This window comes from Amycolatopsis sp. NPDC004772, assembly GCF_053601215.1.
On sequence record NZ_JBSGBK010000089.1, the window covers coordinates 1 to 20,848 of the forward strand.

Sequence of the window (20,848 nt, forward strand, 5' to 3'; positions counted from 1 at the left end):
CGGTGCGTCTGACGCACCGAACGCCACATTGGGGCGCTTGAGGGGTGACCTACTTCAGGAAGTCGAGCAGGAGCGGGCGGAGGGTCTCCGGGAACTGCAGCACGCCGTGGTCCTGGCCTTCGAGGGTCTCGTGACGCGCGCCCGGCACCGCCTCGGCCGCCGCTCGGGCTCCTGACTGGAGCGCGTCGTCGCTCGCGCCGCCGCCGATCACCAACGTCGGGATCGCGATCCGGGCCAGGGAGGCCCGCGGCCGGGCGTCCGGGCCGCAGATCGTCAGGTCGTACGGCAGCGTGTGCGCCAGCGCGGTGAACCAGCCCCACACCGGCGCCTGCTTCATCCCCTCGATCATCTCCGCCGGAGTGCCCGCGACCTGCAGGAACGTCGCCGCCGCGGCGTCCCGGTCGCCCGCCGCGAGCTGCGCCCGGACCTCCGCCACGACGTCGGCCCGCGGGTGCTCGTCCGTCGCGTACGGCGGCTCGTACGCCACCAGGCGATCGATGCCGATGCCCGCCGCGGCCGCCTCCAGGGCCAGGATCGCGCCCGAGGAGTGGCCGAACACCGACGCCGTCCCGCCCACGTGGGCGACCAGCGCCGCCAAGTCCTCGATCTCGCGCTCGACGGCATACGAAGGGGCGTCGCCGGAGTCACCGCGGCCCCGGCGGTCGTAGTTGACCACCGTGAAGTCGCCGGCCAGGACCTCGGCCAGGCCCACGGTGGTCGTCCGGTCGTTGAAGGCGCCGCCGACCAGGATGACCGGCGGGCCGTCGCCGCGCTGCTCGAAGAAGATGGACGTGCCGTCGGCCGAGGTGACGTTCATGGTTTCCTCCGGGAAGGGTGCGTTTCCCCTCGGTCGGAGCCGCGACCCCGATCCGGACACCGAACCTACGGGAGTTTCCAGTCGACCGGCGCCGCACCCTGCTGCTCCAGCAGCTGGTTGGCCCGGCTGAACGGCCGGGACCCGAAGAAGCCGTTGTGCGCCGAGAGCGGGCTCGGGTGCGCGGACTCGATGCACGGGACGTCGCCCAGCATCGGGCGCAGGTTCCGCGCGTTGCGGCCCCAGAGGATCGCCACCATCGGCTCGGACCGGGCCGCGAGGGCCTTGATCGCCTGCTCGGTGACCGCTTCCCAGCCCTTGCCCTGGTGCGAGTTCGACTTCCCCGGCTCCACGGTCAGGGACCGGTTGAGCAGCAGGACGCCCTGGTCGGCCCACGGCGTCAGGTCGCCGTTGGCCGGCAGCGGGTGGCCGAGGTCCTCGGTGTACTCCTTGTAGATGTTGATCAAGCTCTTCGGGATCGGCCGGACGTCCGGCGCGACCGAGAAGCTCAGGCCGACCGCGTGGCCCGGCGTCGGGTACGGGTCCTGCCCGACGATCAGCACGCGGACGTCGTGGAACGGCTGCTTGAACGCCCGCAGCACGTGTTCACCCGCCGGCAGGTAGGTGCGGCCCGCGGCGATCTCCGCGCGGAGGAACTCCCCCATCGCGGCGACCTGCGGCGCCACCGGTTCGAGGGCCTTCGCCCAGCCTGCCTCGACGATGTCCTGCAGCGGTCGTGCGGTCACGGCGCGCAAGCCTACCGGGCGTGGCCGGCGTCACCCGAGCGGGTCGAGCCGCCTCAGTTCCGCCTTGAACCGGCGGCCGCGCTCGACGTAGGACTCGACGACGAGGGCGATGTTCTCCGCGCTGAACGACTTGTTCTCCCGCGTCTTGCCCGGGACGCCGAGGGCGATCTCGCCGGTCTTGACGTGCGAGCCGTAGGACAGCACCGCGCCCGCGCCGACCATGCCGCCGTCCTCGACGACCGAGCCGTTCAGCACCACCGAACCGGACGCGATGAGGCAGCCGGTGCCGATCGTCGCGCCCTCGATGTGCACCGCGTGGCCGACCGCCGACGACGGCCCGAGGATCGTCGGGTGCCGCTCGGTGCAGTGCACGACGCAGCCGTCCTGGACGTTCGAGCGCTCGCCGATCTCGATGTAGCCGTGGTCGCCGCGCAGGACGGTCTGCGGCCACACCGACGCAAGAGCGCCGATCCGGACGTCGCCGATGACCGTGGCGTCCGGGTGGACGTAGGCGTCGGGGTGGATCGTCGGCTCGAGGGATCCGAGTGCGTAGATCGGCATGCCGCCTCCGGGTGACTGCGGTTTCACGTGTTCTGCGATTGGATCACGCCATCGCCGCCAAGCCGAAAACCAGCCCGCTCGTGCTCCTCCTCGTCGTGCTGACGTGGCTGCTCAGCCTGCCCGTCGCCACCCCGGCCCTCGCGAACGGCCTGGCCGGCACCCCGCCGATGGGCTGGAACAGCTGGAACCAGGTCCGCTGCTACGACCTCACCGAGGACGTCGTCAAGCGGGCCGCCGACGCGCTGGCGGACACCGGCCTGCGGGACGCGGGTTACGAGTACGTCGTCGTCGACGACTGCTGGCAGGCCCCGGCCCGGGCCGCCGACGGCTCGCTGCAGCCGGATCCGGCGCGGTTCCCGCACGGCATCGCCGAGCTCGCCGACTACGTGCACTCGCGCGGCCTGCTGTTCGGCATCTACGCCGTGCCCGGCAGCCGGACCTGCGCGATGGCCAACGACGCCTACCCGGCGTCCGGCATCGGCTCGCTCGGCCACGAACGCCAGGACGCCGAGACGTTCGACCGCTGGGGCGTCGACTACCTCAAGTACGACTGGTGCAACGCCGACACCGTCGACGGCCTCGACCGCAAGACCGCGTTCGAGAAGATGCGCGACGAGCTGGCCGCGCTGCCGCGCCCGATCGTCTACGCGATCTCCGAGTACGGCGTCTCCAGCCCGTGGACCTGGGCGCGGCCGGTGGCGAACCTCTGGCGCACCACCTACGACCTGGTCCCGACCTGGGATTCGGTGCTCGCGACGATCGACCAGCAGGCCGGGGTCGCCGCGCACAGCGGCTCCCCCGGCGGCTGGAACGACCCGGACATGCTCCAGGTCGGCAACGGCACGCTGACCGCCGACGAATCCCGCGCGCACTTCAGCGTCTGGGCCGTCTTGAACGCGCCGCTGTTCGCCGGCACCGACCCGGCGAAGCTGAGCGACACCGACCTCGCGACGCTGGGCAACGCCGAAGCGATCGCCGTCGACCAGGACTTCGCGGGCAGCCAGGGACGGCGGCTCGCCGCGGGTCCCGGCCGGCAGGTGTGGGGGAAACCGTTGAGCGACGGCGGTTTCGCGGTGGTGCTGCTCAACACCGGCAGCACCACCGCGACCGTCTCCGCGTCGATCCCGGGGTCGTGGACCGTCCGGGACCTGTGGGCCCACCGGGAGGTCGGGACCGCCGTGTCGGCGACCCTGCGGCCCCACGCGGCGGCCCTGCTGAAGCTCACGCCGAGGTGAGGTCCTTGCCGAAGCAGCGGCTTTCCGGCTCGTCCTTGTAGACGCCGAACTTCGGGATCTCGGCGTAGCCCGACGACGTGTAGAGCGCGATGGCCTCCGGCTGCTTGGTGCCGGTTTCCAGGACCGCGCGCTTGCGGCCGCACAGCGCCGCCGTGCGCTCCAGCTCGGACAGGATCATCCGCGCGAACCCGCGGCCGCGGGCGGAATCGGCGACGTACATGCGCTTGAACTCGGCGTCGCCGTCCCGGAAGTCCGGCGCGGGGCCGTCGTGGGCGCGCCACGCCCCGCAGGCGACCGCTTCTTCGCCCTGGTAGCCGACGAGGAACACGCCTTCCGGCGGGTCGAAGTCCGCGGGGCTCATCGGGGTGGCGTCCTGGCTGCCGTAGCGCTCGACGTAGACCTGCTGCACCGCGGCCATGAGCTTGGCCGCGTCGGGGTGGTCGTAGGGGACTGGAACGATTCTCACGCTTCCGGAGCCTAGATCAGCGCCAGTGCGTCCATCCGCCTTCTCGCGAAAACGGTTTCCCGTCGACGGTGATCCCGGAGCCGGCCATGGTGACGACGCCGATCGTGCGCCAGCCGTCCGGGAGCTCGGTGAAGGGCGGGAAGGTGGCCGCCAGCGCGTGGTCCTCGCCGCCGGTGAGCACCCAGTCCAGGGGGTCCGCGCCGAGGGCGGCGCCGACCTCGGTGAGCCGGGCGGGGACGTCGAGGTCGGCGGTGCGGACGTCGATGCCGACGCCGGAGGCCTCGCCGAGGTGGCCCAGGTCGGCGAGCAGGCCGTCGGAGACGTCGATCATCGCCGTGGCCCCGGCGAGCGCGGCCCGCGGCCCGGCTTCGTAGGGCGGTTCCGGGCAGCGCTGGGCGTTGACCACGCCGACCGGGGACCGGAAGCCGCGGCCGAGCACGGCCAGGCCGGCCGCCGCCCAGCCGAGCCGCCCGTTGACCGCGACGACGTCGCCGGGCCGGGCGCCCGAGCGCGTCACCGGCTCGCGGTCGCCGAGGTCGCCCAGCGCCGTGACGCTGATCACGAGCTGGTCGGCGCGGACCATGTCGCCGCCGGAGACGCCGATCCCGGCGCGGTCGGCTTCGGCCCACATGCCGTCGCTGAGCCCCTTCACGACGTCGCTGGGTGTCTCGGGCGGGCAGGCGAGTCCGACCAGGACGGTGGTCGGGGTGGCGCCCATGGCGGCGATGTCGGCGAGGTTGACCGCGACGGCCTTGCGCCCGACGTGCTCGGGCGTGGACCAGTCCAGGCGGAAGTGGACGCCCTGGACGAGCACGTCGGTGCTGGCGACCACGCGGCCGTCCGGGGCCGCGACGACGGCGGCGTCGTCCCCCGGGCCGAGCAGGGTGCCCGGGGGCTGGCGCCGTCCTTCGGTGACGGCTCGGATGAGCGCGAACTCGCCGGTCTCGGCGACCGTTCCGTCGTTCGGTGACACCGGTCACCTCTGCTTTCTCTACCGGGACAAAGATCGATCACCGATAGTCGGATGCCCTATGTTTTTCCGTGAGCTGGCGATACGTTGCTGAAGACGTTCCTACCTTGAGCTTTCGATCCCGACGAAAGGGCGCGCCGTGGTCCACGCATACATCCTCATCCAGACCGAGGTCGGCAAGGCGGCCGCGGTGGCTGCCGAGATCTCCAGCATCCCGGGTGTGACCAGCTCGGAGGATGTCACCGGACCGTACGACGTGATCGTCCGCGCGGCCGCCGACAACGTGGACCAGCTGGGCCAGCTCGTGGTCGCGAAGGTGCAGAACGTGGAAGGGATCACCCGGACGCTGACCTGCCCGGTGGTCCACCTCTGACCAGTGGTGTCATGGTCGGGTGCCTGACTCCGACACCGGCGCGCCGCCCCGGGTGGTGCTCGTCACCGCGGCCGCGCTCGCCGTGGCCCTGGCGGTCGCCGTCGCCGTGTTCGCGCTGACCCGCCCGTCCCCCGCGGATTCCGAAGGCCCGCTCCCGTTGGTCGCCGTGCCGGCGCCTGCCGCGGGTTCGCCGGGCTGCACGACGCTGCTGGGCGCGGTGCCCACCGAGCTGACGTCGAACGGGACGGTGCTGAAGGTGCGTGCGCTGGCGTCCCCGGCGCCGCCCGCCACGGTGGCCTGGGGTTCCCCGGATCCCGTGGTGCTGCGGTGCGGCCTCGACCGGCCCCCGGAGCTGACGCCGACGGCGCAGCTGCGGCTGGTGAACAAGGTGCAGTGGCTGCAGGTGCCGGGCGAGGGCGCGTCGACGTGGTACGTGGTGGACCGCGAGGTCTACGCGGCGCTGACGGTGCCGGACAGCGCCGGGACGGGGCCGCTGCAGGCCATTTCGGACGCGGTGGCCGCGAAGCTGCCTCCGCGGCCGCTGCGGTTCTCCTAGCGCAGTCCCGTTCCGCGGGCGATGGCCGTCTCGACGAGGGTGGTCAGCAGCGTGGCGTAGTCCATGCCGGTGACCTCCCACATCTTCGGGTAGGCGGACTTCGTCGTGAAGCCCGGCATGGTGTTGACCTCGTTGATGATCAGCTCGTGGTCTTCGGTGACGAAGAAGTCGACGCGGGCGAGGCCCTGGCAATCGAGGGCCCGGAAGGCTTCGACGGCCATCGCGCGGAGCTTCTCGGTGAGGGCGTCGTCGAGCTTGGCGGGGATGTCGAGTTCGGCGTCGTCGCCGAGGTACTTGGTTTCGAAGTCGTACCAGGCGTTTTCGTCTTCGGAGAGCACGCGGATCTCGGCGGGCAGCGAGGCTTCGACGCGGCCGTCGGGGAATTCGAGGACACCGCATTCGACCTCCCGCCCGACGACGGCGGCCTCCACGAGGACCTTGGGATCGGTCGCGCGGGCGAGTTCGACGGCGGCGTCTAGCCCGGCCCAGTCCGCGACGCGCGAGATCCCGACGGAGCTGCCCGCCCGCGACGGCTTGACGAAGACGGGGAGACCGAGGGTTTCCTTGGTCTGCTCGTCCAAAGTGGACTGGTCCCGCTTGAGCGCGGAGTAGGTGCCGACCGGAAGCCCTTCGGCGGCCAGGAGTTTCTTGGCGGTTTCCTTGTCCATGGCGGCGGCACTGGCGAGCACGCCGGGCCCGACGTAGGGGATGCCGGCGAGTTCGAGCAGGCCCTGGATGGTGCCGTCTTCGCCGAAGGCCCCGTGCAGGACGGGGAAGACGACGTCGACCTGCGAGAGCAGGGCGCTTTCCCGCCCGGGTTCCACGGCGACGAGCCCTTGGCTGGACGGATCCCCGGCGAGGACGAGCCCCTGCCCGCCGTCGACGGAGGGCAGCTCCCGGCCGCGGATGGCGAGCTGGGCGGAGTCACCGGTGCCGAGCACCCACCGGCCTTCGCGCGTGATCCCGACGGGCACGGCCTCGAACCGCTCGGGATCGAGGTGGGCCAGGACACTGCCGGCGGAAAGGCACGAGATGGTGTGCTCGCTGCTACGCCCACCGAACACGACGGCCACCCGGATCTTCTCGCTCATGGTGAGCCACCGTACCCGGTGACCTCGGGGAACAGCCGAGCCCGGTGCGGTGGGTGGAGCGTGGTGAGCGGTGAACGCAACCGGTGACAGGGGTGGCACGTCTTGTGCATCGGGGGGTCGGTGGGTTTGCTCGGCCTGCCCCGGTGGGGCTTCCCCGCTCGGCCCGCCCCGCTTGGCCTCCCCGCTCGGCCTCCCCCGCTTAACCCGCCCCGCTCGGCCCGCCCGCTCGGCCCGCCCCGCTTGACCCGCCCCGCTCGGCCTGCCCGCTCGGCCCGCCCCGCTTAGCCCGCCCCGGGCAGCCTGTGCCGCTCGACTTCCTCCGCTTGGCCTCCCCGCTCGGCCCGTCCCGCTTAGCCTGTCCCGCTCGGCCCTCCCCCGCATGGCCCGCCCCGCTCGACCCTCCCCCCGCATGGCCTTCCCCGCTTGGCCTTCCCGCTGCGGCTTCGGCGAAGTCGGTCGCTGCCGCGGCCGGGCTTCCGGCTGGGTTTCTGCCCGGCGGTTCGACTGCGTTGGGCGGTTTCAGGTCGCTTCGGGCGACCAGTAGCTCGGTTCCCACCACCCCGAAGCCGTGATTGTCACTACGGACGGTGGTACCGCGTCAAGGCGGGAAAGCGTGCCTTGACCCGGCACCACCGTCCGCGTGCTGGCTTCGGATCGGGGTGGCGGGGGAGGCCTGGGTGGGGTGCCGGTTTGGGTGTCCGCGTGCCGTTTCGGTCGGTGAGGCAGCTGCGGAAGGCGTTTCGGCTTTGCCGGGGCCTCGGGGCGGCTGCGGCTCGGCCGCCCAGCCCACCACGAAACCCGCCCCGCGAGACGCATGCCACGGACTCAGGAAAATCACAGCGGCTTGCGGGCACCATCCGGGCGATGTCCCTCCGAAGTCCCCTCCGTACTCGCGCGTCCGTGGCTGCCGGGCGGCTCACCGCCTGGCTCTCGCGCAGCTCCGGGCTCGGCCGCGGCGGGATGATCGGTGGCCGCGTCACGCTGGCCCTTGATCCGCTCGCCCTGCGCCGGCTCGGGCGGGAACGCACCGTTGTGCTCGTCACCGGGACCAATGGCAAGACCACCACCTCGCTGATGCTCACCCGCGCCCTCGAAACGCTCGCCGAGGTCGCCGCCAACAGCGATGGCGCCAACATGCCCGATGGTGTCCTCGCCGCCCTGACCGCCCGCCCCGGTGCGCCCTACGCCGTCCTCGAGGTCGACGAGACCTACGTTCCCTGGGTTGCCGACCAGGTCCGGCCCGCCGTTCTCGTCCTGCTCAACCTGAGCCGCGACCAGCTCGACCGGGTCGGCGAGGTCCGCGCCACCGAACGGGACCTGCGGGCCGCCATTGCCGAACTGGACGACACCGTCGTCGTCGCGAACTGTGACGACGTCCTCGTGACCTCCGCCGCGAGCGCGGCCGCGAAGGCCGTCTGGGTCGGCGCCGGCCGCCGCTGGAGCGGGGACTCGACGGCGTGCCCGCGCTGCGAAGGCCAGGTCGAAACCCAGGACCGGCACTGGAGCTGCAGGTGCGGCCTCGCCCGCCCGGAACCCGCGTGGACTCTCGACGGCGAGCTCGTGGTCACCCCCGGTGGCCGCCAGGTCGACCTCGACCTGCGGCTGCCCGGCGAGGTCAACCGCGCGAACGCCGCCCTCGCGCTCGCCGCCGCGCACCGGCTCGGCGTTCCGCCGCACACCGCCGCCGCGCGGCTGCGGACCATCACCGACATCGGCGGCCGCTACCGGACGATCCGCCGGTCTCGGCACTCCGTGCGGCTGATGCTGGCCAAGAACCCGGCCGGCTGGGTGGAAACGTTGCGCGTGCTGGACGAGGACACCCCGGTCGTCGTCGCGGTCAACGCCCAGGAGGCCGACGGCCGCGACCTGTCCTGGCTGTGGGACGTCCACTTCGAACGGCTCCGCGGGCGCCAGGTCGTCGTCACCGGCGAGCGCGGCGCCGACCTGTCCGTCCGGCTCTGCTACGCCGAGGTCGCGCACTGGGCCGAACCGGACCCGGTCACCGCGATCGACGCGCTGCCGCCCGGTGCCGTCGAGCTGGTCGCCAACTACACCGCGTTCCGCGACCTGGTGGGCAGGTTGCCGAGTGGCTGACTCGATCGTCCACATCGGACTTCTGTTGCCCGAGGTGCTCGGCACCTACGGCGACACCGGCAACGCCCAGGTGCTCGGCAAGCGGCTGCAGTGGCGCGGGCTCGACGCCGAGGTGGTCCCGGTCGGCCTCGGCGAGCCGGTGCCGTCCACTTTGGACCTCTACCTGCTCGGCGGCGGCGAGGACGGCGCCCAGGTGCTGGCCGCCGCGCACCTGCGCAAGTACCCGGGCCTGCGCCGGGCCGTCGCGGCCGGTGCGGTCGTCTTCGGCGTGTGCGCGGGCCTGCAGGTGCTCGGCACCCGCTTCCGCGGCCTCGACGGCGTCGACCACGACGGGCTCGGCCTGCTCGACGTCACCACCGAACCCGGCGAGCAGCGCGCGGTCGCCGAGCTGGTCGCGACGCCGTCCGGGCTGCTGGCCGGCGAGGCGCTGACCGGGTTCGAAAACCACCTGGGCGTCAGCAAGCTCGGCGCCGACAGCCAGCCGCTCGGGCGGGTCGTGCGCGGCACCGGCAACGGCGACGGCACCGAGGGCGCGGTGACCGACCGGGTCGTCGGCACCTACCTGCACGGCCCGGCGCTCGCCCGCAACCCCGCGCTGGCCGACCTGCTGCTGGCCTGGACGGTCGGGCACCCGCTCGGCCCGCTGGACCTGGCCGAGGTCGAGCGGCTGCGCGGGGAGCGGCTCGCCGTCCCGCGCCGCCGCCGGGGCGCGTGACGGGGTGGCGGCGAGCGTTCCGTCGCTGGTCCGCCCGCGTGCCGGCCTCGTTCGTGGTTACGCTGCGTTGGTGAGACTGGGCAAGGTGATCGCCGCGACCGGCGTCCGGATGCGCACCACCGCGGTGGCGGTGTTCGCGCTCGCGTTGGCCATCGCCGTCGGCTGCGTGGTCGTGGTGCTGCTGCTGGAGGAGTCGCTTGACCGCAGCGTCACCGAGAGTGCCCGCAGCACCGGGCGGCAGGTCGCCATCCAGCTCATCCGCGAAGGCGCGCGCGACCTGAGCGCGAGCGACGTCGCCAGCACCGGCGACACCGAAGCCGTCACGCAGGTCCTGGACGCGCGCGGGACGCCGATCGCGAGCGATCCGGCGATCGTCGGGCACCCGCCGTTGACCACGGCTCGCCCGGTCGTCGGGCATGAAATCGTCGAAACGCTGCCGCTCGGGCTGAACGGCGACAACGACGACTACCGCGTCGTGTCGCAGGAGGTGGCCGGGCCGGGCGGGCCGTTCACCGTGATCTCCGCGCGCTCACTGGAACCGGTCACGGAGGCCTCGACGCGGCTGACGCTGCTGCTCGGCCTGATCGCCGTGCCGCTGCTGGCCATCGCCGGGCTCGCGGTGTACCGCGCGGTCGGCTCGGCGCTGCGGCCGGTCGAGCGGATGCGCCGGACCGTCGCGGAGATCTCCACGCGCGACCTCGCCGCGCGCGTGCCGCTGCCGCCGGGCGGCGACGAGGTGCACCGCCTGGCCGTGACGCTCAACGAAATGCTGTCCCGGCTCGCGTCGGCCCAGGCCGCGCAACGCCGGTTCGTCGCGGACGCCAGCCACGAACTGAGATCCCCGCTCTCGACGATAAGCACCGCTCTCGACGTCTCCGGGCGGCACCCGGAGAGCACCGGCGACCTGGTGCCGGTGATCGCCCGGGAGACCGCGCGGCTGCGCGAGCTCGTCGACGACCTGCTCATGCTGGCCCGCGCCGACGACGCGACCGACCGGCCGCAGCGCACCGAGGTCGACCTCGACGACATCGTCCGCGCCGAGGCCGAGCGCGTCCGCGGGGAGACCACGGCGGACGTCGAAGTGCGCGCGGGGCCGGCGAAGGTGCACGGCAGCGAGGCCCAGCTGCGGCGGGCCGTGCGCAACCTGGTCGACAACGCGCGCGGGCACGCGCGCTCGCGCATCCGCGTCAGCAGCGCGGTGCGCGGCGACCTGGCCGTCATCGAGGTGAGCGACGACGGCCCCGGCGTCGCGGAAGCCGACCGGGAGCGGATCTTCGAGCGGTTCGTCCGGCTCGACGCGTCGCGGCAGCGCGGGCACGGCGGGACCGGGCTGGGCCTGCCGATCGTGGCCGGCATCGCGGCGCGCCACGGCGGCCGGGCGCGTTGCGCCGAGTCCGGCGAGCCGGGCGCGCGGTTCGTGATCGAACTGCCGGTGATCGAACTGCCGAAGGAGGAGTAGTGCGCCTGCTGATCGTGGAGGACGAGCGCGAGTTCGCGGAGACGCTGCGGCGCGGGCTGGTGGCCGAGGGCTTCACCGCCGACGTCGCGCACACCGGCCGCGAGGGCCTCTGGCGGGCGACCGAGCACGCGTACGACGTCGTGGTGCTCGACATTATGCTGCCCGAGCTGTCCGGTTACGAGGTGCTCAAACGCCTGCGCGCGGCGGAGAACTGGACGCCGGTGCTGATGCTGACGGCCAAGGACGGCGAGTACGACGAAGCCGACGCGTTCGACCTCGGCGCCGACGACTACCTGTCCAAACCGTTCTCCTTCGTCGTGCTGATCGCCCGGCTGCGCGCATTGCTGCGGCGCGGCGCCCCGGCCCGGCCGGCCGTGCTGGAAGCCGGCGACCTGCGGCTCGACCCGTCCGCCCGTACCGTCCACAGAGGACAAAAGCGGATCGAGCTCACCGCGCGGGAGTTCGGGTTGCTGGAGTTCCTGCTGCGGCGGGCCGGAACGGCGTTGTCGAAGAACGAGATCCTGAGCCACGTCTGGGACGCGCACTACGACGGCGACGAGAACGTCGTCGAGGTGTACATCGGCTACCTCCGGCGCAAGATCGACACGCCGTTCGGCACGCACACCATCGAGACGGTCCGCGGGGTCGGCTACCGCCTGGTGGACGTTACTCGATCGTAACCAACCGGGCGTTTGCCGGAAATTGGTTCCGCTGGGCGCCCGTGTGCTGCGCCATTTGCCGCCCGCGGTTGCCGCGGACCGCCCAATCGTGCGCGCGAACCGGTGAAAAAGGCCGTCCCATGAAGGCCATGCACGTGAACCTCGGTGTTGCTACGGTGGGCACCCACCCCGTGACTAGGAAAGCGATGACGGAATCGCCACTGCCGTTGCCTGCCCAAAACAAAAATGCGCCCGATGCCGCCGGGAAATCCGTTTCCCGGCTGCGCGCCGCCGATGCCATTCGGGCCGCGAAGGACCAGTTCGCCATGGTGACCGGGCTCACTCCGCACGCCGTGACCGGGATCCGCGGCCGGGGCGACGGCGGCTGGTCCGTGCTCGTCGACGTCGTCGAGCTGGCCCGGATCCCGGATTCCACCAGTGTGATGGCCACCTACCGGGTGGACGTCGACGCCGACGGCGAACTCGGCGCGTGCGAGCGGCTGCGCCGGTTCACGCGGGGCGCCACCGATTCCTGAAAGGAAGGTCGACACGATTGGCCGCTTCGTCCGATTCATTGGCGGACATTCTGGAACGCGTGCTCGACAAGGGCGTCGTCATCGCCGGTGACATCGGCGTCAGCGTGGTCGACGTCGAATTGCTGACGCTGCGGATCCGGCTGTTCATCGCGTCCGCGCAGACCGCCCGGGAAATGGGCATGGACTGGTGGACGAACGATCCGTTCTTTGCCCCGAATGCCGCGCGAGCGGAACTGGGCGCAACCGACCTGGCGGCGCGCGTCGCCGAATTGGAGGCCCGGCTGCCCGTGCCGGGCGGGAGGGAAGAACCGCGGTGAGCACCGGAAACTGGCTCTGCGCGTACGCGATCACCCGCAACCGTCCGTCCGCTTTGGACATCGGGCCGGCGCCGCGGCTGATCGGCTACCGCGACCTCGGCGTGGTGGTCGCCGAGGTGGCGCCGGCGCGCTTCGACCGCATCGACACGCTCGACCCGGTCGACGGCACGCTCGCCGAGCTGGCCCGCGAGCACGACGCCGTGGTGCGCGCGGTGTTCCGCAGCGAACCGGTGCTGCCGCTGCGGTTCGGCACGGTCCTTGACGGCGAAGACGCCGCGCTCCGGCTCCTGCAGGCGGGCTACGACCAGGCCCGCGGCTGCCTCGACGAGGTGGCCGGCCACCGCGAGTGGGGCGTCCGGGTGCGGCATTCGGAGCCGGCCGCGACCACCCGGCCGGACGCGGCGGGCCTGACCGGAACGCAGTACCTGGTCCGGCGGCGCGAACGGCTGAAGGCGATCCAGCGCGCCCGCGAAGACGTGGCCGGCACGGCCGGCCGGCTCCAGGAGGCGCTGCGGCGGCAGTCGGCCGACAGCGTGGAACGCGCGCGGCCGCACGGCGTGCTGATGAACAGGGCGTACCTGGTGGAGACCGGCCGCGAGGCGGAGTTCCACGCGGAGGTCGAGTGGTTCACCCGCGAGCTGAGCGCGGCGGGGGCGACGGTCGAGACATCGGGGCCCTGGCCGCCGTACTCGTTCACCGACCTCGAGCTCGGAGCGACGGCGAATGGCTGACCCCGACCTGCTCCCCGAGGTCTTCACGCCGACCGGCACCAACGCCGCCGAGGCCATCGTCGACCTGCTCGACCGGGTCGTGCACCGCGGGGCCGTCGTCACCGGGGACGTCATCATCTCCCTCGCCGGCATCGACCTCGTGCGGCTCGACCTGCGGCTGCTGCTGCTCGGGCTGGAAGGCGAGCCCGGATGACCCAGCGGATCGCCGCCGACGCCGGCCGCGGGCTCGGGCACCTCGTCGTCACCGTGCTCGACGTCCTCAAGGAAGTGCTGGAGCGGCAGGCCCTGCGCCGGCTCGACGCCGGCACCCTCGCCCCGGCCCAGGTCGAAGCGCTCGGCCAGGCCCTCATCGCGCTGGAGCTCCGGTTCGCCGAGATCCGCGCCGCCCTCGACGCAATCCCCGCAACCGAAGGAGCGAAGTGACCAGACCGGGGCAGACCGGTGGCGGACTCGCCGACACCCTCAACATCCTGCTGGACAAGGGACTCGTCATCGACGCCACGGTGAAGGTGTCCCTGATCGGGATCGAACTGCTGTCGATCGAAGCCAGGGTCGTGATCGCCAGCGTCGACACCTACATCCGCTACCTCGAAGCGATGCAGCGGGTGAACGCGCAGGCGCAGCAGCCCCACCCCGGGCAGGTCTCCATCGGGCTCGACCAGACCGTCGGGCTGATCCCGCCCCCGCCACCGACACCCGCCGTGGCCGTGCCTCCCGCGCCGGCCATCCCCGTCGAACAGCCGTGACGCTGCAGCTCTACGGCGTCGTCCGGGCCGGGCACCCGCGCGCGCCGCGCACGGTCTGCTGGGAGGACCTCGCGATGGTCGTCGGCGACCCCGAGCCCGACCCGGCCGCGCACCTGGCGGTGGTGTCGGCGCTCGTCGAGGGCGGCCCGGTGCTGCCGGTCCGGTTCGGCACGGTGGCCGAGGACGAGGACGCCGTCCGCACCGAGGTGCTCGCCCCGGCCGCGGACACCTACCGCGCCGACCTCGACCGGCTCGACGGCCTGGCCGAGGTGCACGTCTGCCTGCGGTTCACCGAACCCGGGTCGGCGTGGCGGGCGGCCCGATCGGACGTGCTGCTGTCGCGGGTCGCCGAACGCGCCCGCGACTCCGTTGCGTTGCCGGCGGGCGAGAGCGCCGACGAGCGGTGGGCGTTCCTGGTCGGGCTGGGCGACTTGCTCGTCGTGCGGGACACCGTCGCCGGGCTCGCGCGCGACGACGGTGTCCAGGCCGATTGGCTCGGGCCCCTGCCCGCGTACAGCTTCCTCGACCGGCGGACGTGCTCCCGCTGGAGCTGGTGAGCGGAGGCGGAACAGTCGCTGAACACTCGTCCCGGCGCTGGCCGCACCGGCCCGCCGCCGGTGATCCTGGTGCCGTGACCAGCAGTGAAGTCGCCGCGTTGCCGCGTGCGTTCGGCGGGCCCGGCGCCGGGCCGGGACAGTTCCGCGCGCCCTCGGGGATCGCCGTCGACACGCGCGGCCGCGTCTGGGTGGCCGACACCGGCAACGACCGGGTCCAGGCCTTCACCCGCGACGGCGCGCTCGTGCGCGTCCTGGCCGGGCGGCTCAAGGCGCCCGAAGGCGTCGCGGTCGACGCGGCGGGCAACGTCTACGTCGCCGACACCGGCAACCGCCGCGCGGTGCAGTTTTCGTGGCAGGGCGGCTTCGTGCGCGAGTTCGGCGGCCTGGACCGGCCCCGCGCGGTCGCGCTCGACCGGGCCGGGCGGCTGCTGGTCGACGACACCGGGCGCGTCGCCCGGTTCGACATCCGCACCGGCGCCGCGTTACCCGACACGGCCGAGCCGATCGGCTCGCCCAGGGACATGGCCGACGACGGCGCGGGCGGCGTCTGGGTCACCGAACCGGGCAACCACCGGATCGTCCACTTCGGAGCTAGCTCTTCGTGATCGAAGCGGTCGCGCGGACGACGGCGGTGCACCGGTTCTCGACGTAGGCGAGCCCGCCCTCTTCGGCGATGCGGCGCGCTTCGGCGGAGACGATGCCCTGCTGCAGCCACAGCGCTTTGGCGCCGATTTCGACGGCCTCGCGGGCGATCCCCGGCGCTTCGGGGGAGGGCCGGAAGACGTCGACGAGGTCCACCGGCTCCGGGATGTCCTTCAGTGACCGGTACACCTTTTCGCCGAGCAGCTCGGTCGCGGTCGGGTGCACCGGGATGATCCGGAAGCCGTGGGCCTGCAGGACGGCCGGGACGCCGTGCGCGGCCTTGGCCGGATCGCGGCTCAGGCCGACGACGGCGATGGTGTTCGCGCCGGCGAGGATTTCCTCTGCGTTCATACCGGTGGAACGCACCACCGGGGTCAAAGCTTCCAGAGCCGCAGACCCCGTACCCGGTAGACGGGCCAAACCACGTGCCACGGCTTCCGCCGGGCGAAGGTCGCGGCACAGGTCAGGATGTTGCGGGCGGACGTCGTGGCGACCTCGTGGCGGTCCGGCCAGATCTCGCCCTTGGCGCCGACGGCGATCCGGAACACGGTCAGCAGGCCGCGGCCCTGCAGGTCGTACTTCGCGCCGGTGTCCCCGGAGCCGGGGGCCAGCTCCGCGATCTCGGCGCCGAACGCGCGGGCGGCCTGCGGCGCGACCTCGGCGGGCACGACACCGACACTGCGCGTGATCGCCTTGCCGTGCATGCGCCGCGCGTAGCGGAACAGCAGCGCCCGCTCCCACCACGGCAGGAGCCGGTGGTGCTGCAGGAGGGCGGCGCACTCGCCGTGCCCGATCGCGAAGATGCTCGTGAGCTCGTCGTAGGCGCCGTTCGTGGCCGGTTCGTTCAGGTGCAGCCGGACCTCGAACCGGGTGCGCGCGGTGAGTTCGTCGAGCAGCTCGCGGTGATCGAGCCGCGCCTTCGCGCGGGAGAGCGACCAGTCGGACATCGGACCTCCAGACGTCGCGCACAGGCTAGTTGGCGCGCGACGCCCGGACCACGCTTTCAGCCGATCTTCTCGCCGTACATCTCGCCGAGCGGGTCGGAGATCAGCTCGACGCGGGCACCGTCCGGATCGGACAGGTAGATGGAGGTCTTGCTCTCCAGCAGGTACTTCACCCCGGCCTCGTCGAGCTTGTCCTTGATCGCGCTCCACCGTTCGGGCGTGACGGAGAGGGCCAGGTGGTGCAGTCCACCGAGGACTTCCGCGTACGGGCCGAGGTCCAGACCGGGCAGGTCGAAGAAGGCGACCGCGTTGCCGTTGCCGACGTCGAAGAAGAAGTGGCTCGAGCCGGGGTAGTCCCGGTTTTCGATGAGCTCGGTGAGCGGGAAGCCGAGGATGTCCTGGTAGAACTCGATGGTCCGCTCGACGTCGCTGGAGATCAGCGCGGTGTGGTGGATGCCGCGCCCGTTCGTCGCCGGGCGTTCGGCGGCCGGGCGCAGGTGGCGCTCGCGCAGTGCGTCGCGGGCTTCGGCGAGCTTGGTGACCTCGGCCTGGGTCGGTGCCATGTCCCTCACGTCCCTTCCTGGTGGTGTCCGCCACGCTACGCTCGATTTGTCTCGCGCGCAAGAGATTGCCTGGCGAGAGTTCCGCTGGACGGAACATCCGTGCTTGTGCCCGCCCGCCGCGCACGGCAGAGTCCCGGAGGTGGATGTCAGCAAGGTGCAGGAGGCCGCGGCCGCACTGGCGGGGGCCTACGCCACGCGCGAGCCGATCGAGCCGCTGATCAAGACGTATCCCGACGCGGGCGTCGAGGACGCCTACCGGATCCAGCAGGAGCAGGTGCGGCACTGGGTCGAGGGTGGCGACGCCGTCCGCGGCCACAAGGTCGGCCTCGCGTCGGCGGCGATGCAGCGGCAGATGGGCGTCGACCAGCCCGACTACGGGCACCTCACCGGCAGCATGTTCCACCTGGAGCACCAGCCGATCCCGACCTCGGCGTTCCTGCAACCGCGGATCGAGCCGGAGATCGCGTTCGTGCTCGGCTCGGCCCTGCGCGGCCCGGGCGTGACGGTCGCCGACGCGGTCCGGGCGGTCGACTTCGTGCTGCCTTCGCTGGAGATCGTCGACTCCCGCATTCAGGACTGGAAGATCTCGCTGTTCGACACGATCGCGGACAACGCGTCGTCGGGCGGGGTGGTGCTGGGGAGCAAGCCGACGGCTCTTTCGGCCGCTGACCTGCGCCTCGCGGGCTGCGTGCTGTACCAGAACGGTGCGGTGGCGGCGACGGGCGCGGGCGGCGCGGTGCTCGGCTCGCCGTTGAACTCGCTGGTGTGGCTGGCGAACACGGTGGGGCCGCTGGGGGTGACCCTGGAGCCCGGCCACGTCGTGCTGCCGGGGTCGATGACCCGGGCGATCCCGGTGTCCCCGGGCGACACGATCGTCGCGACGATCGCCGGCCTCGGCAGCGTCACCGCGGTGTTTTCGGAGGAATCGTGAACGTGCGAGAGGCAGCCGCTTCGCTGTTGGGGACGGTCTCGGAGCGGGCTCCGCTCTCGGAGGAGTGGCCGGGTCTGGACGTCGACACGGCGTACGCGATCCAGGACGAGGCGTTGCGCCAGCGCCGGGCCCGCGGGGAGACGCTGATCGGGGTGAAACTGGGGCTGACGTCCCGGGCCAAGCAGCAGCGGATGGGCATCGACGCACCGTTGCTGGCCTGGCTGACGGACGCGATGGTGCTGCCGGCGGGCGTGCCGGTGCCGTCGCTGATCCACCCGCGAGCCGAGCCGGAGCTGGTGTTCGTCCTGGGCCGCCGGCTGGCGGGCCCGGGCGTGACGGCGGCAACGGCCCTGGCGGCGGTCGACCGCGTGTACGGCGGCATCGAGGTGATCGACAGCCGCTACGCGGACTACCGGTTCACGCTGCCGGACGCCGTCGCGGACAACGGCTCGTCGGCGTACTTCAGCGTGGGACCGGTGGGGGTACCGCCGTCCTCGCTGGACCTGTCCCTGGAGGCGGCGTTGCTGGAGGTCGACGGCCAGATCGTCGACACGGCCACGGGCGCGGCCGTCCTCGGCCACCCGGCGGAGGCCCTCGCCTTGGCAGCCAACGCCCTCGCGTCCCGAGGCGTGGCGTTGGAGCCGGGCTGGCTGATCCTGACCGGCGGCATGACGGACGCGGTCCCGCTCCGCCGCGGCTCCCGCATCGCCGCCCACTTCTCCCACCTAGGCTCCCTCACCCTCCCCACCTGACCCCGCCGATCACGCGAGATACGCCGCCAATCACGCGAGTTCCGCGCCCAGTCACGCGAGTTCCGCGCCCGATCACGCGACATGCGGCCTCAATCACGCGAGTGACGAGTTCGGGCTCGGCGACCTCGCGTGCTTGGAGGGTCGGCCGGCGTCCTCGGAGGGTCGGTTCGCGTGCCTGGAGGGTCGGCCGGCGAGCCGACCGACCGGGCACCCGGGCCGACCGTGCGGGTACGCCCGGCCGACCGGTTGGGTCTGCGGCTCGGTTGGTTGAGTGGGCGGGCTGGCCGGTTGGGTGTGCGGCGCGGTCGGTCGATTGGGCGGGCCGGCCGGTTGGGTGTGCGGCGCGGTCGGTCGATTGGGCGGGCTGGCCGGTTGGGTGCGCGGTCCGGTCGGTCGAGCAGGCGGGCCGACCGGCTGGGTGCGTGGCCCGACCGGCTGGGTGCGTGGGGCGGGTGCGCGGGTGTGGCGGGATGCGTCAGGGTGGGCCGTTGCGGTAGGCGCGGGCCTGGATCTCGTACAGCTCGTGGTAGACGCCGCCCGCTTTTATCAGGTCGTCGTGGGTTCCTTGTTCGATCAACCTTCCCTTCTCCAGGACCAGGATCCGGTCTGCCGAGCGGATGTTGGCCAGCCGGTGGGTCACCAGGACCGTCGTGCGGCGGCCGCGGTTCGAACGGCTTGCGTGCTGGAGGCCGGCGAACACCCGGGCCTCCGCGCGGGCGTCGAGGGCCGCTGTCGGCTCGTCGGCGACCAGGACCGAGGCGTCGCGGTAGATTCCCCGGGCGATGCCCATGCGCTGCCACTGGCCGCCCGACAGGTCGTGGCCCTCGTCGAACTTCTTCGACAGCACCGTATTCTCCTTGGCGGGCAGCGATTCGATCACCTCGTCCGCGCCCGAGTAGTCGACCGCTTCGCGCCAGGCGTGGCCCTCCGGGTCCGGGCGGCCGAGGCGGCCGACCGTGATGTTGTTCGCCGCCGTCATCGGCCACTCCGCCGGCTCCTGGGCGATCACCGCGATGTTCGCGTGCACCGATGCCGGGTCGGCCGCCGCCAGGTCGACGTCGTCCCAGCGGACCGTTCCCTCGTCCGGTGGGTAGAGCCCGGTGAGCAGCTTGCCGAGGGTGGTCTTGCCCGAACCGTTCTCGCCGACCAGCGCGACCACCTCACCGCGCCGGATCGTCACCGAGATGTCACGCAGCGCCGGGCTGTCGCGGCCCGGGTAGGTGAACGTGACGCCGTCCAGCCGGATCTCGCCCGGGTCGGCCGGCGCCGTCACCGACGCCGGCGGCGGCTGCCGCTTCCGGGACTCCGCGAGCAGCTGGTTGTAGAACCCGATGTAGAAGGAGTCCTCGTACAGCGAGTTGACCGCGCGCATGGTGTTGGACAGCGCCGTCGACGCCGTGCGCATCGCCAGCACCGCCGTGCCGGCCAGCGCCAGCTCCATCCCGCCCGTGTAGAGCAGCCACCCGAGCACCAGGTACGCCGCCGCCGTGCCGAAGCCCGCCGCCGCCCGGCCGCTCGTGCGCACCAGGTTGCTCCGGTGCGCCAGCCGGATCTCCTCGCGCGTGAGACTCCGCGAGATGCGCCGGTACTCGCCGAGCAACGGCTCCTGCAGCGTCAGCGCGTGCCGTTCGAGGGCCATCGAGCGCCAGGTGGCGACCTCTTCGACGACCGACTTGCGGATGTTGCGCCCGACCGTGTCCAGGAAGTGCCGGTAGTTCAGCTTCGCGACGCGCGCGGCGGACCAGCCGTCGGCCGCCGCGGCGAGCAGCAGCACCGGGGCCAGCCACGGGTTCAGCAGCCCGGCGGTGATCATCGCCGCCGCCAGCGAGATGACCGACGACGTCAGGTCCGCCAGCCGCCGCAGGCTCGTCTCGATGGCCCGCACGCCGAACCGCGCGCCTTGCCGGGCCAGTTCCCGGAAGTCCGCGTCCTCGAACGCGATCAGCCCGACGCGCACGACCGCGGCCGTCACCGCGTCGTCCGCCGCCGCGGTGACCCGGGGCCGCAGCGCGCCTTCGACGGCGGCGACAGCCGCGTCCAGCAACGCCCGCGCCGCGTACGACCCGGTGACGACCGCGATCGCGGGCAGCGACTGCAGCACGCGCTCCGGGGTCGGCCCCTGTTCGAGCAGCGCGGTGAAGACGTTCGCCGTGGCGAGCAGCCCGAACGCCGTGACGCAGCCGGAGACGACGTGCACGACGGCGGCCAGCAGCGTCAGCCGTGGCGACGTGCGCCAGGCCAGCCGCAGCACGACCGAGATCGCCGTGGGCAGCGTGCGCACGGCCTGGCCGAAGCTCGACGCGGCCACGCGTTCGTCGACGCGCGCCCACTCGGGCATCTTCAGGTTCTCGACCCCGATCAGCGGGGGCGGGTCGGCGGTTCCGGTCACG

General features: G+C 72.6%; 27 protein-coding genes. 17 read left to right on the forward strand and 10 right to left on the reverse strand.

Going from position 1 to position 20,848, the window contains the following annotated elements:
- Window positions 1-49: 49 nt before the first annotated feature.
- The 3 genes from ACWEF6_RS35370 to ACWEF6_RS35380 all read right to left on the reverse strand — a co-directional run bounded on the left by ACWEF6_RS35370 (window position 50) and on the right by ACWEF6_RS35380 (window position 2,121).
- A complete protein-coding gene (locus tag ACWEF6_RS35370; protein ID WP_449686920.1) occupies window positions 50-817 on the reverse strand; it encodes an alpha/beta fold hydrolase in 768 nt (255 codons plus the stop codon).
- Between the two features lie 65 nt (window positions 818-882).
- Window positions 883-1,560 (reverse strand): uracil-DNA glycosylase, encoded by a 678-nt coding sequence (locus ACWEF6_RS35375; protein ID WP_449686921.1) that lies wholly within the window; start codon window positions 1,558-1,560, stop codon window positions 883-885.
- A 30-nt stretch (window positions 1,561-1,590) separates the two neighbouring features.
- Window positions 1,591-2,121, reverse strand: coding sequence for a gamma carbonic anhydrase family protein (locus ACWEF6_RS35380; RefSeq protein WP_449686922.1), 531 nt, complete (start codon window positions 2,119-2,121; stop codon window positions 1,591-1,593).
- Window positions 2,122-2,159: 38 nt separating this feature from the next.
- Between ACWEF6_RS35380 and ACWEF6_RS35385 the strand changes: the two genes are divergently transcribed.
- On the forward strand, window positions 2,160-3,356 hold the full coding sequence (locus ACWEF6_RS35385; RefSeq protein ID WP_449686923.1) for a glycoside hydrolase family 27 protein: 1,197 nt from the start codon (window positions 2,160-2,162) through the stop codon (window positions 3,354-3,356).
- Here ACWEF6_RS35385 and ACWEF6_RS35390 read toward each other — a convergent pair.
- Both ACWEF6_RS35390 and ACWEF6_RS35395 read right to left on the reverse strand, forming a co-directional pair.
- Window positions 3,343-3,822: a GNAT family N-acetyltransferase gene (locus ACWEF6_RS35390; protein ID WP_449686924.1), complete on the reverse strand. Its 480-nt coding sequence runs from the start codon at window positions 3,820-3,822 to the stop codon at window positions 3,343-3,345. The genes ACWEF6_RS35385 and ACWEF6_RS35390 overlap by 14 nt on opposite strands.
- Window positions 3,823-3,838: 16 nt before the next feature.
- Complete coding sequence (locus ACWEF6_RS35395) at window positions 3,839-4,795, reverse strand: thiamine-phosphate kinase (protein WP_449686925.1); 957 nt, start codon at window positions 4,793-4,795, stop codon at window positions 3,839-3,841.
- Between the two features lie 136 nt (window positions 4,796-4,931).
- Here ACWEF6_RS35395 and ACWEF6_RS35400 point away from each other — a divergent pair, with 136 nt between their 5' ends.
- Both ACWEF6_RS35400 and ACWEF6_RS35405 read left to right on the forward strand, forming a co-directional pair.
- Complete coding sequence (locus ACWEF6_RS35400) at window positions 4,932-5,165, forward strand: Lrp/AsnC family transcriptional regulator (RefSeq protein WP_003091994.1); 234 nt, start codon at window positions 4,932-4,934, stop codon at window positions 5,163-5,165.
- Between the two features lie 19 nt (window positions 5,166-5,184).
- Complete coding sequence (locus ACWEF6_RS35405; RefSeq protein WP_449686926.1) at window positions 5,185-5,721, forward strand: DUF3515 domain-containing protein; 537 nt, start codon at window positions 5,185-5,187, stop codon at window positions 5,719-5,721.
- Here ACWEF6_RS35405 and ACWEF6_RS35410 read toward each other — a convergent pair.
- Complete coding sequence (locus ACWEF6_RS35410) at window positions 5,718-6,812, reverse strand: D-alanine--D-alanine ligase family protein (RefSeq protein WP_449686927.1); 1,095 nt, start codon at window positions 6,810-6,812, stop codon at window positions 5,718-5,720. The genes ACWEF6_RS35405 and ACWEF6_RS35410 overlap by 4 nt on opposite strands.
- Window positions 6,813-7,712: 900 nt before the next feature.
- On the opposite strand from ACWEF6_RS35410, the gene ACWEF6_RS35415 reads away from it, so the two are divergent.
- The 12 genes from ACWEF6_RS35415 (at window position 7,713) to ACWEF6_RS35470 (ending at window position 15,231) form a co-directional block, all read left to right on the forward strand.
- On the forward strand, window positions 7,713-8,906 hold the full coding sequence (locus ACWEF6_RS35415; protein WP_449686928.1) for a MurT ligase domain-containing protein: 1,194 nt from the start codon (window positions 7,713-7,715) through the stop codon (window positions 8,904-8,906).
- Complete coding sequence (locus tag ACWEF6_RS35420) at window positions 8,899-9,621, forward strand: type 1 glutamine amidotransferase (RefSeq protein WP_449686929.1); 723 nt, start codon at window positions 8,899-8,901, stop codon at window positions 9,619-9,621. The genes ACWEF6_RS35415 and ACWEF6_RS35420 overlap by 8 nt, the downstream gene beginning before the upstream one ends.
- A gap of 70 nt (window positions 9,622-9,691) precedes the next feature.
- A complete protein-coding gene (locus ACWEF6_RS35425) occupies window positions 9,692-11,080 on the forward strand; it encodes a sensor histidine kinase (RefSeq protein WP_449686930.1) in 1,389 nt (462 codons plus the stop codon).
- Window positions 11,080-11,760 carry a response regulator transcription factor gene (locus ACWEF6_RS35430; protein ID WP_310968869.1) on the forward strand — a complete coding sequence of 227 codons (681 nt, stop codon included), beginning with the start codon at window positions 11,080-11,082 and terminating at the stop codon, window positions 11,758-11,760. The genes ACWEF6_RS35425 and ACWEF6_RS35430 overlap by 1 nt, the downstream gene beginning before the upstream one ends.
- A gap of 119 nt (window positions 11,761-11,879) precedes the next feature.
- The gene (locus tag ACWEF6_RS35435; protein ID WP_449686931.1) at window positions 11,880-12,275 is read left to right on the forward strand and encodes a gas vesicle protein GvpO; all 396 of its coding nucleotides are present in this window, start codon (window positions 11,880-11,882) and stop codon (window positions 12,273-12,275) included.
- A 17-nt stretch (window positions 12,276-12,292) separates the two neighbouring features.
- Window positions 12,293-12,592 carry a gas vesicle protein gene (locus ACWEF6_RS35440; protein ID WP_449686932.1) on the forward strand — a complete coding sequence of 100 codons (300 nt, stop codon included), beginning with the start codon at window positions 12,293-12,295 and terminating at the stop codon, window positions 12,590-12,592.
- Window positions 12,589-13,323 (forward strand): GvpL/GvpF family gas vesicle protein, encoded by a 735-nt coding sequence (locus tag ACWEF6_RS35445; protein WP_449686933.1) that lies wholly within the window; start codon window positions 12,589-12,591, stop codon window positions 13,321-13,323. Before ACWEF6_RS35440 ends, ACWEF6_RS35445 begins: the two co-directional genes overlap by 4 nt.
- On the forward strand, window positions 13,316-13,516 hold the full coding sequence (gene gvpJ, locus ACWEF6_RS35450; RefSeq protein ID WP_449686934.1) for a gas vesicle protein GvpJ: 201 nt from the start codon (window positions 13,316-13,318) through the stop codon (window positions 13,514-13,516). Before ACWEF6_RS35445 ends, gvpJ (ACWEF6_RS35450) begins: the two co-directional genes overlap by 8 nt.
- Window positions 13,513-13,746 carry a gas vesicle protein GvpK gene (gene gvpK / locus ACWEF6_RS35455; RefSeq protein ID WP_449686935.1) on the forward strand — a complete coding sequence of 78 codons (234 nt, stop codon included), beginning with the start codon at window positions 13,513-13,515 and terminating at the stop codon, window positions 13,744-13,746. The genes gvpJ (ACWEF6_RS35450) and gvpK overlap by 4 nt, the downstream gene beginning before the upstream one ends.
- The gene (gvpJ, locus tag ACWEF6_RS35460; RefSeq protein ID WP_449686936.1) at window positions 13,743-14,069 is read left to right on the forward strand and encodes a gas vesicle protein GvpJ; all 327 of its coding nucleotides are present in this window, start codon (window positions 13,743-13,745) and stop codon (window positions 14,067-14,069) included. Before gvpK ends, gvpJ (ACWEF6_RS35460) begins: the two co-directional genes overlap by 4 nt.
- A complete protein-coding gene (locus tag ACWEF6_RS35465) occupies window positions 14,066-14,626 on the forward strand; it encodes a GvpL/GvpF family gas vesicle protein (protein WP_449679492.1) in 561 nt (186 codons plus the stop codon). Before gvpJ (ACWEF6_RS35460) ends, ACWEF6_RS35465 begins: the two co-directional genes overlap by 4 nt.
- A 74-nt stretch (window positions 14,627-14,700) precedes the next feature.
- The gene (locus ACWEF6_RS35470) at window positions 14,701-15,231 is read left to right on the forward strand and encodes an NHL repeat-containing protein (RefSeq protein WP_449686937.1); all 531 of its coding nucleotides are present in this window, start codon (window positions 14,701-14,703) and stop codon (window positions 15,229-15,231) included.
- On the opposite strand, the gene ACWEF6_RS35475 is transcribed toward ACWEF6_RS35470, so the two are convergent.
- The 3 genes from ACWEF6_RS35475 to ACWEF6_RS35485 are packed head-to-tail and all read right to left on the reverse strand — an operon-like array spanning window position 15,218 to window position 16,775.
- Window positions 15,218-15,619 (reverse strand): CoA-binding protein, encoded by a 402-nt coding sequence (locus ACWEF6_RS35475; RefSeq protein WP_449679490.1) that lies wholly within the window; start codon window positions 15,617-15,619, stop codon window positions 15,218-15,220. The genes ACWEF6_RS35470 and ACWEF6_RS35475 overlap by 14 nt on opposite strands.
- Window positions 15,620-15,642: 23 nt before the next feature.
- On the reverse strand, window positions 15,643-16,215 hold the full coding sequence (locus tag ACWEF6_RS35480) for a hypothetical protein (RefSeq protein WP_449686938.1): 573 nt from the start codon (window positions 16,213-16,215) through the stop codon (window positions 15,643-15,645).
- A gap of 56 nt (window positions 16,216-16,271) precedes the next feature.
- Window positions 16,272-16,775 (reverse strand): VOC family protein, encoded by a 504-nt coding sequence (locus tag ACWEF6_RS35485; protein ID WP_310968855.1) that lies wholly within the window; start codon window positions 16,773-16,775, stop codon window positions 16,272-16,274.
- Window positions 16,776-16,914: 139 nt separating this feature from the next.
- On the opposite strand from ACWEF6_RS35485, the gene ACWEF6_RS35490 reads away from it, so the two are divergent.
- Complete coding sequence (locus ACWEF6_RS35490; protein WP_449686939.1) at window positions 16,915-17,706, forward strand: 2-keto-4-pentenoate hydratase; 792 nt, start codon at window positions 16,915-16,917, stop codon at window positions 17,704-17,706.
- Window positions 17,703-18,458 (forward strand): 2-keto-4-pentenoate hydratase, encoded by a 756-nt coding sequence (locus tag ACWEF6_RS35495; RefSeq protein ID WP_449686940.1) that lies wholly within the window; start codon window positions 17,703-17,705, stop codon window positions 18,456-18,458. Before ACWEF6_RS35490 ends, ACWEF6_RS35495 begins: the two co-directional genes overlap by 4 nt.
- A 475-nt stretch (window positions 18,459-18,933) precedes the next feature.
- Here ACWEF6_RS35495 and ACWEF6_RS35500 read toward each other — a convergent pair whose 3' ends face one another.
- Window positions 18,934-20,847 carry an ABC transporter ATP-binding protein gene (locus ACWEF6_RS35500; protein ID WP_449686941.1) on the reverse strand — a complete coding sequence of 638 codons (1,914 nt, stop codon included), beginning with the start codon at window positions 20,845-20,847 and terminating at the stop codon, window positions 18,934-18,936.
- Window position 20,848 lies beyond the last annotated feature (1 nt).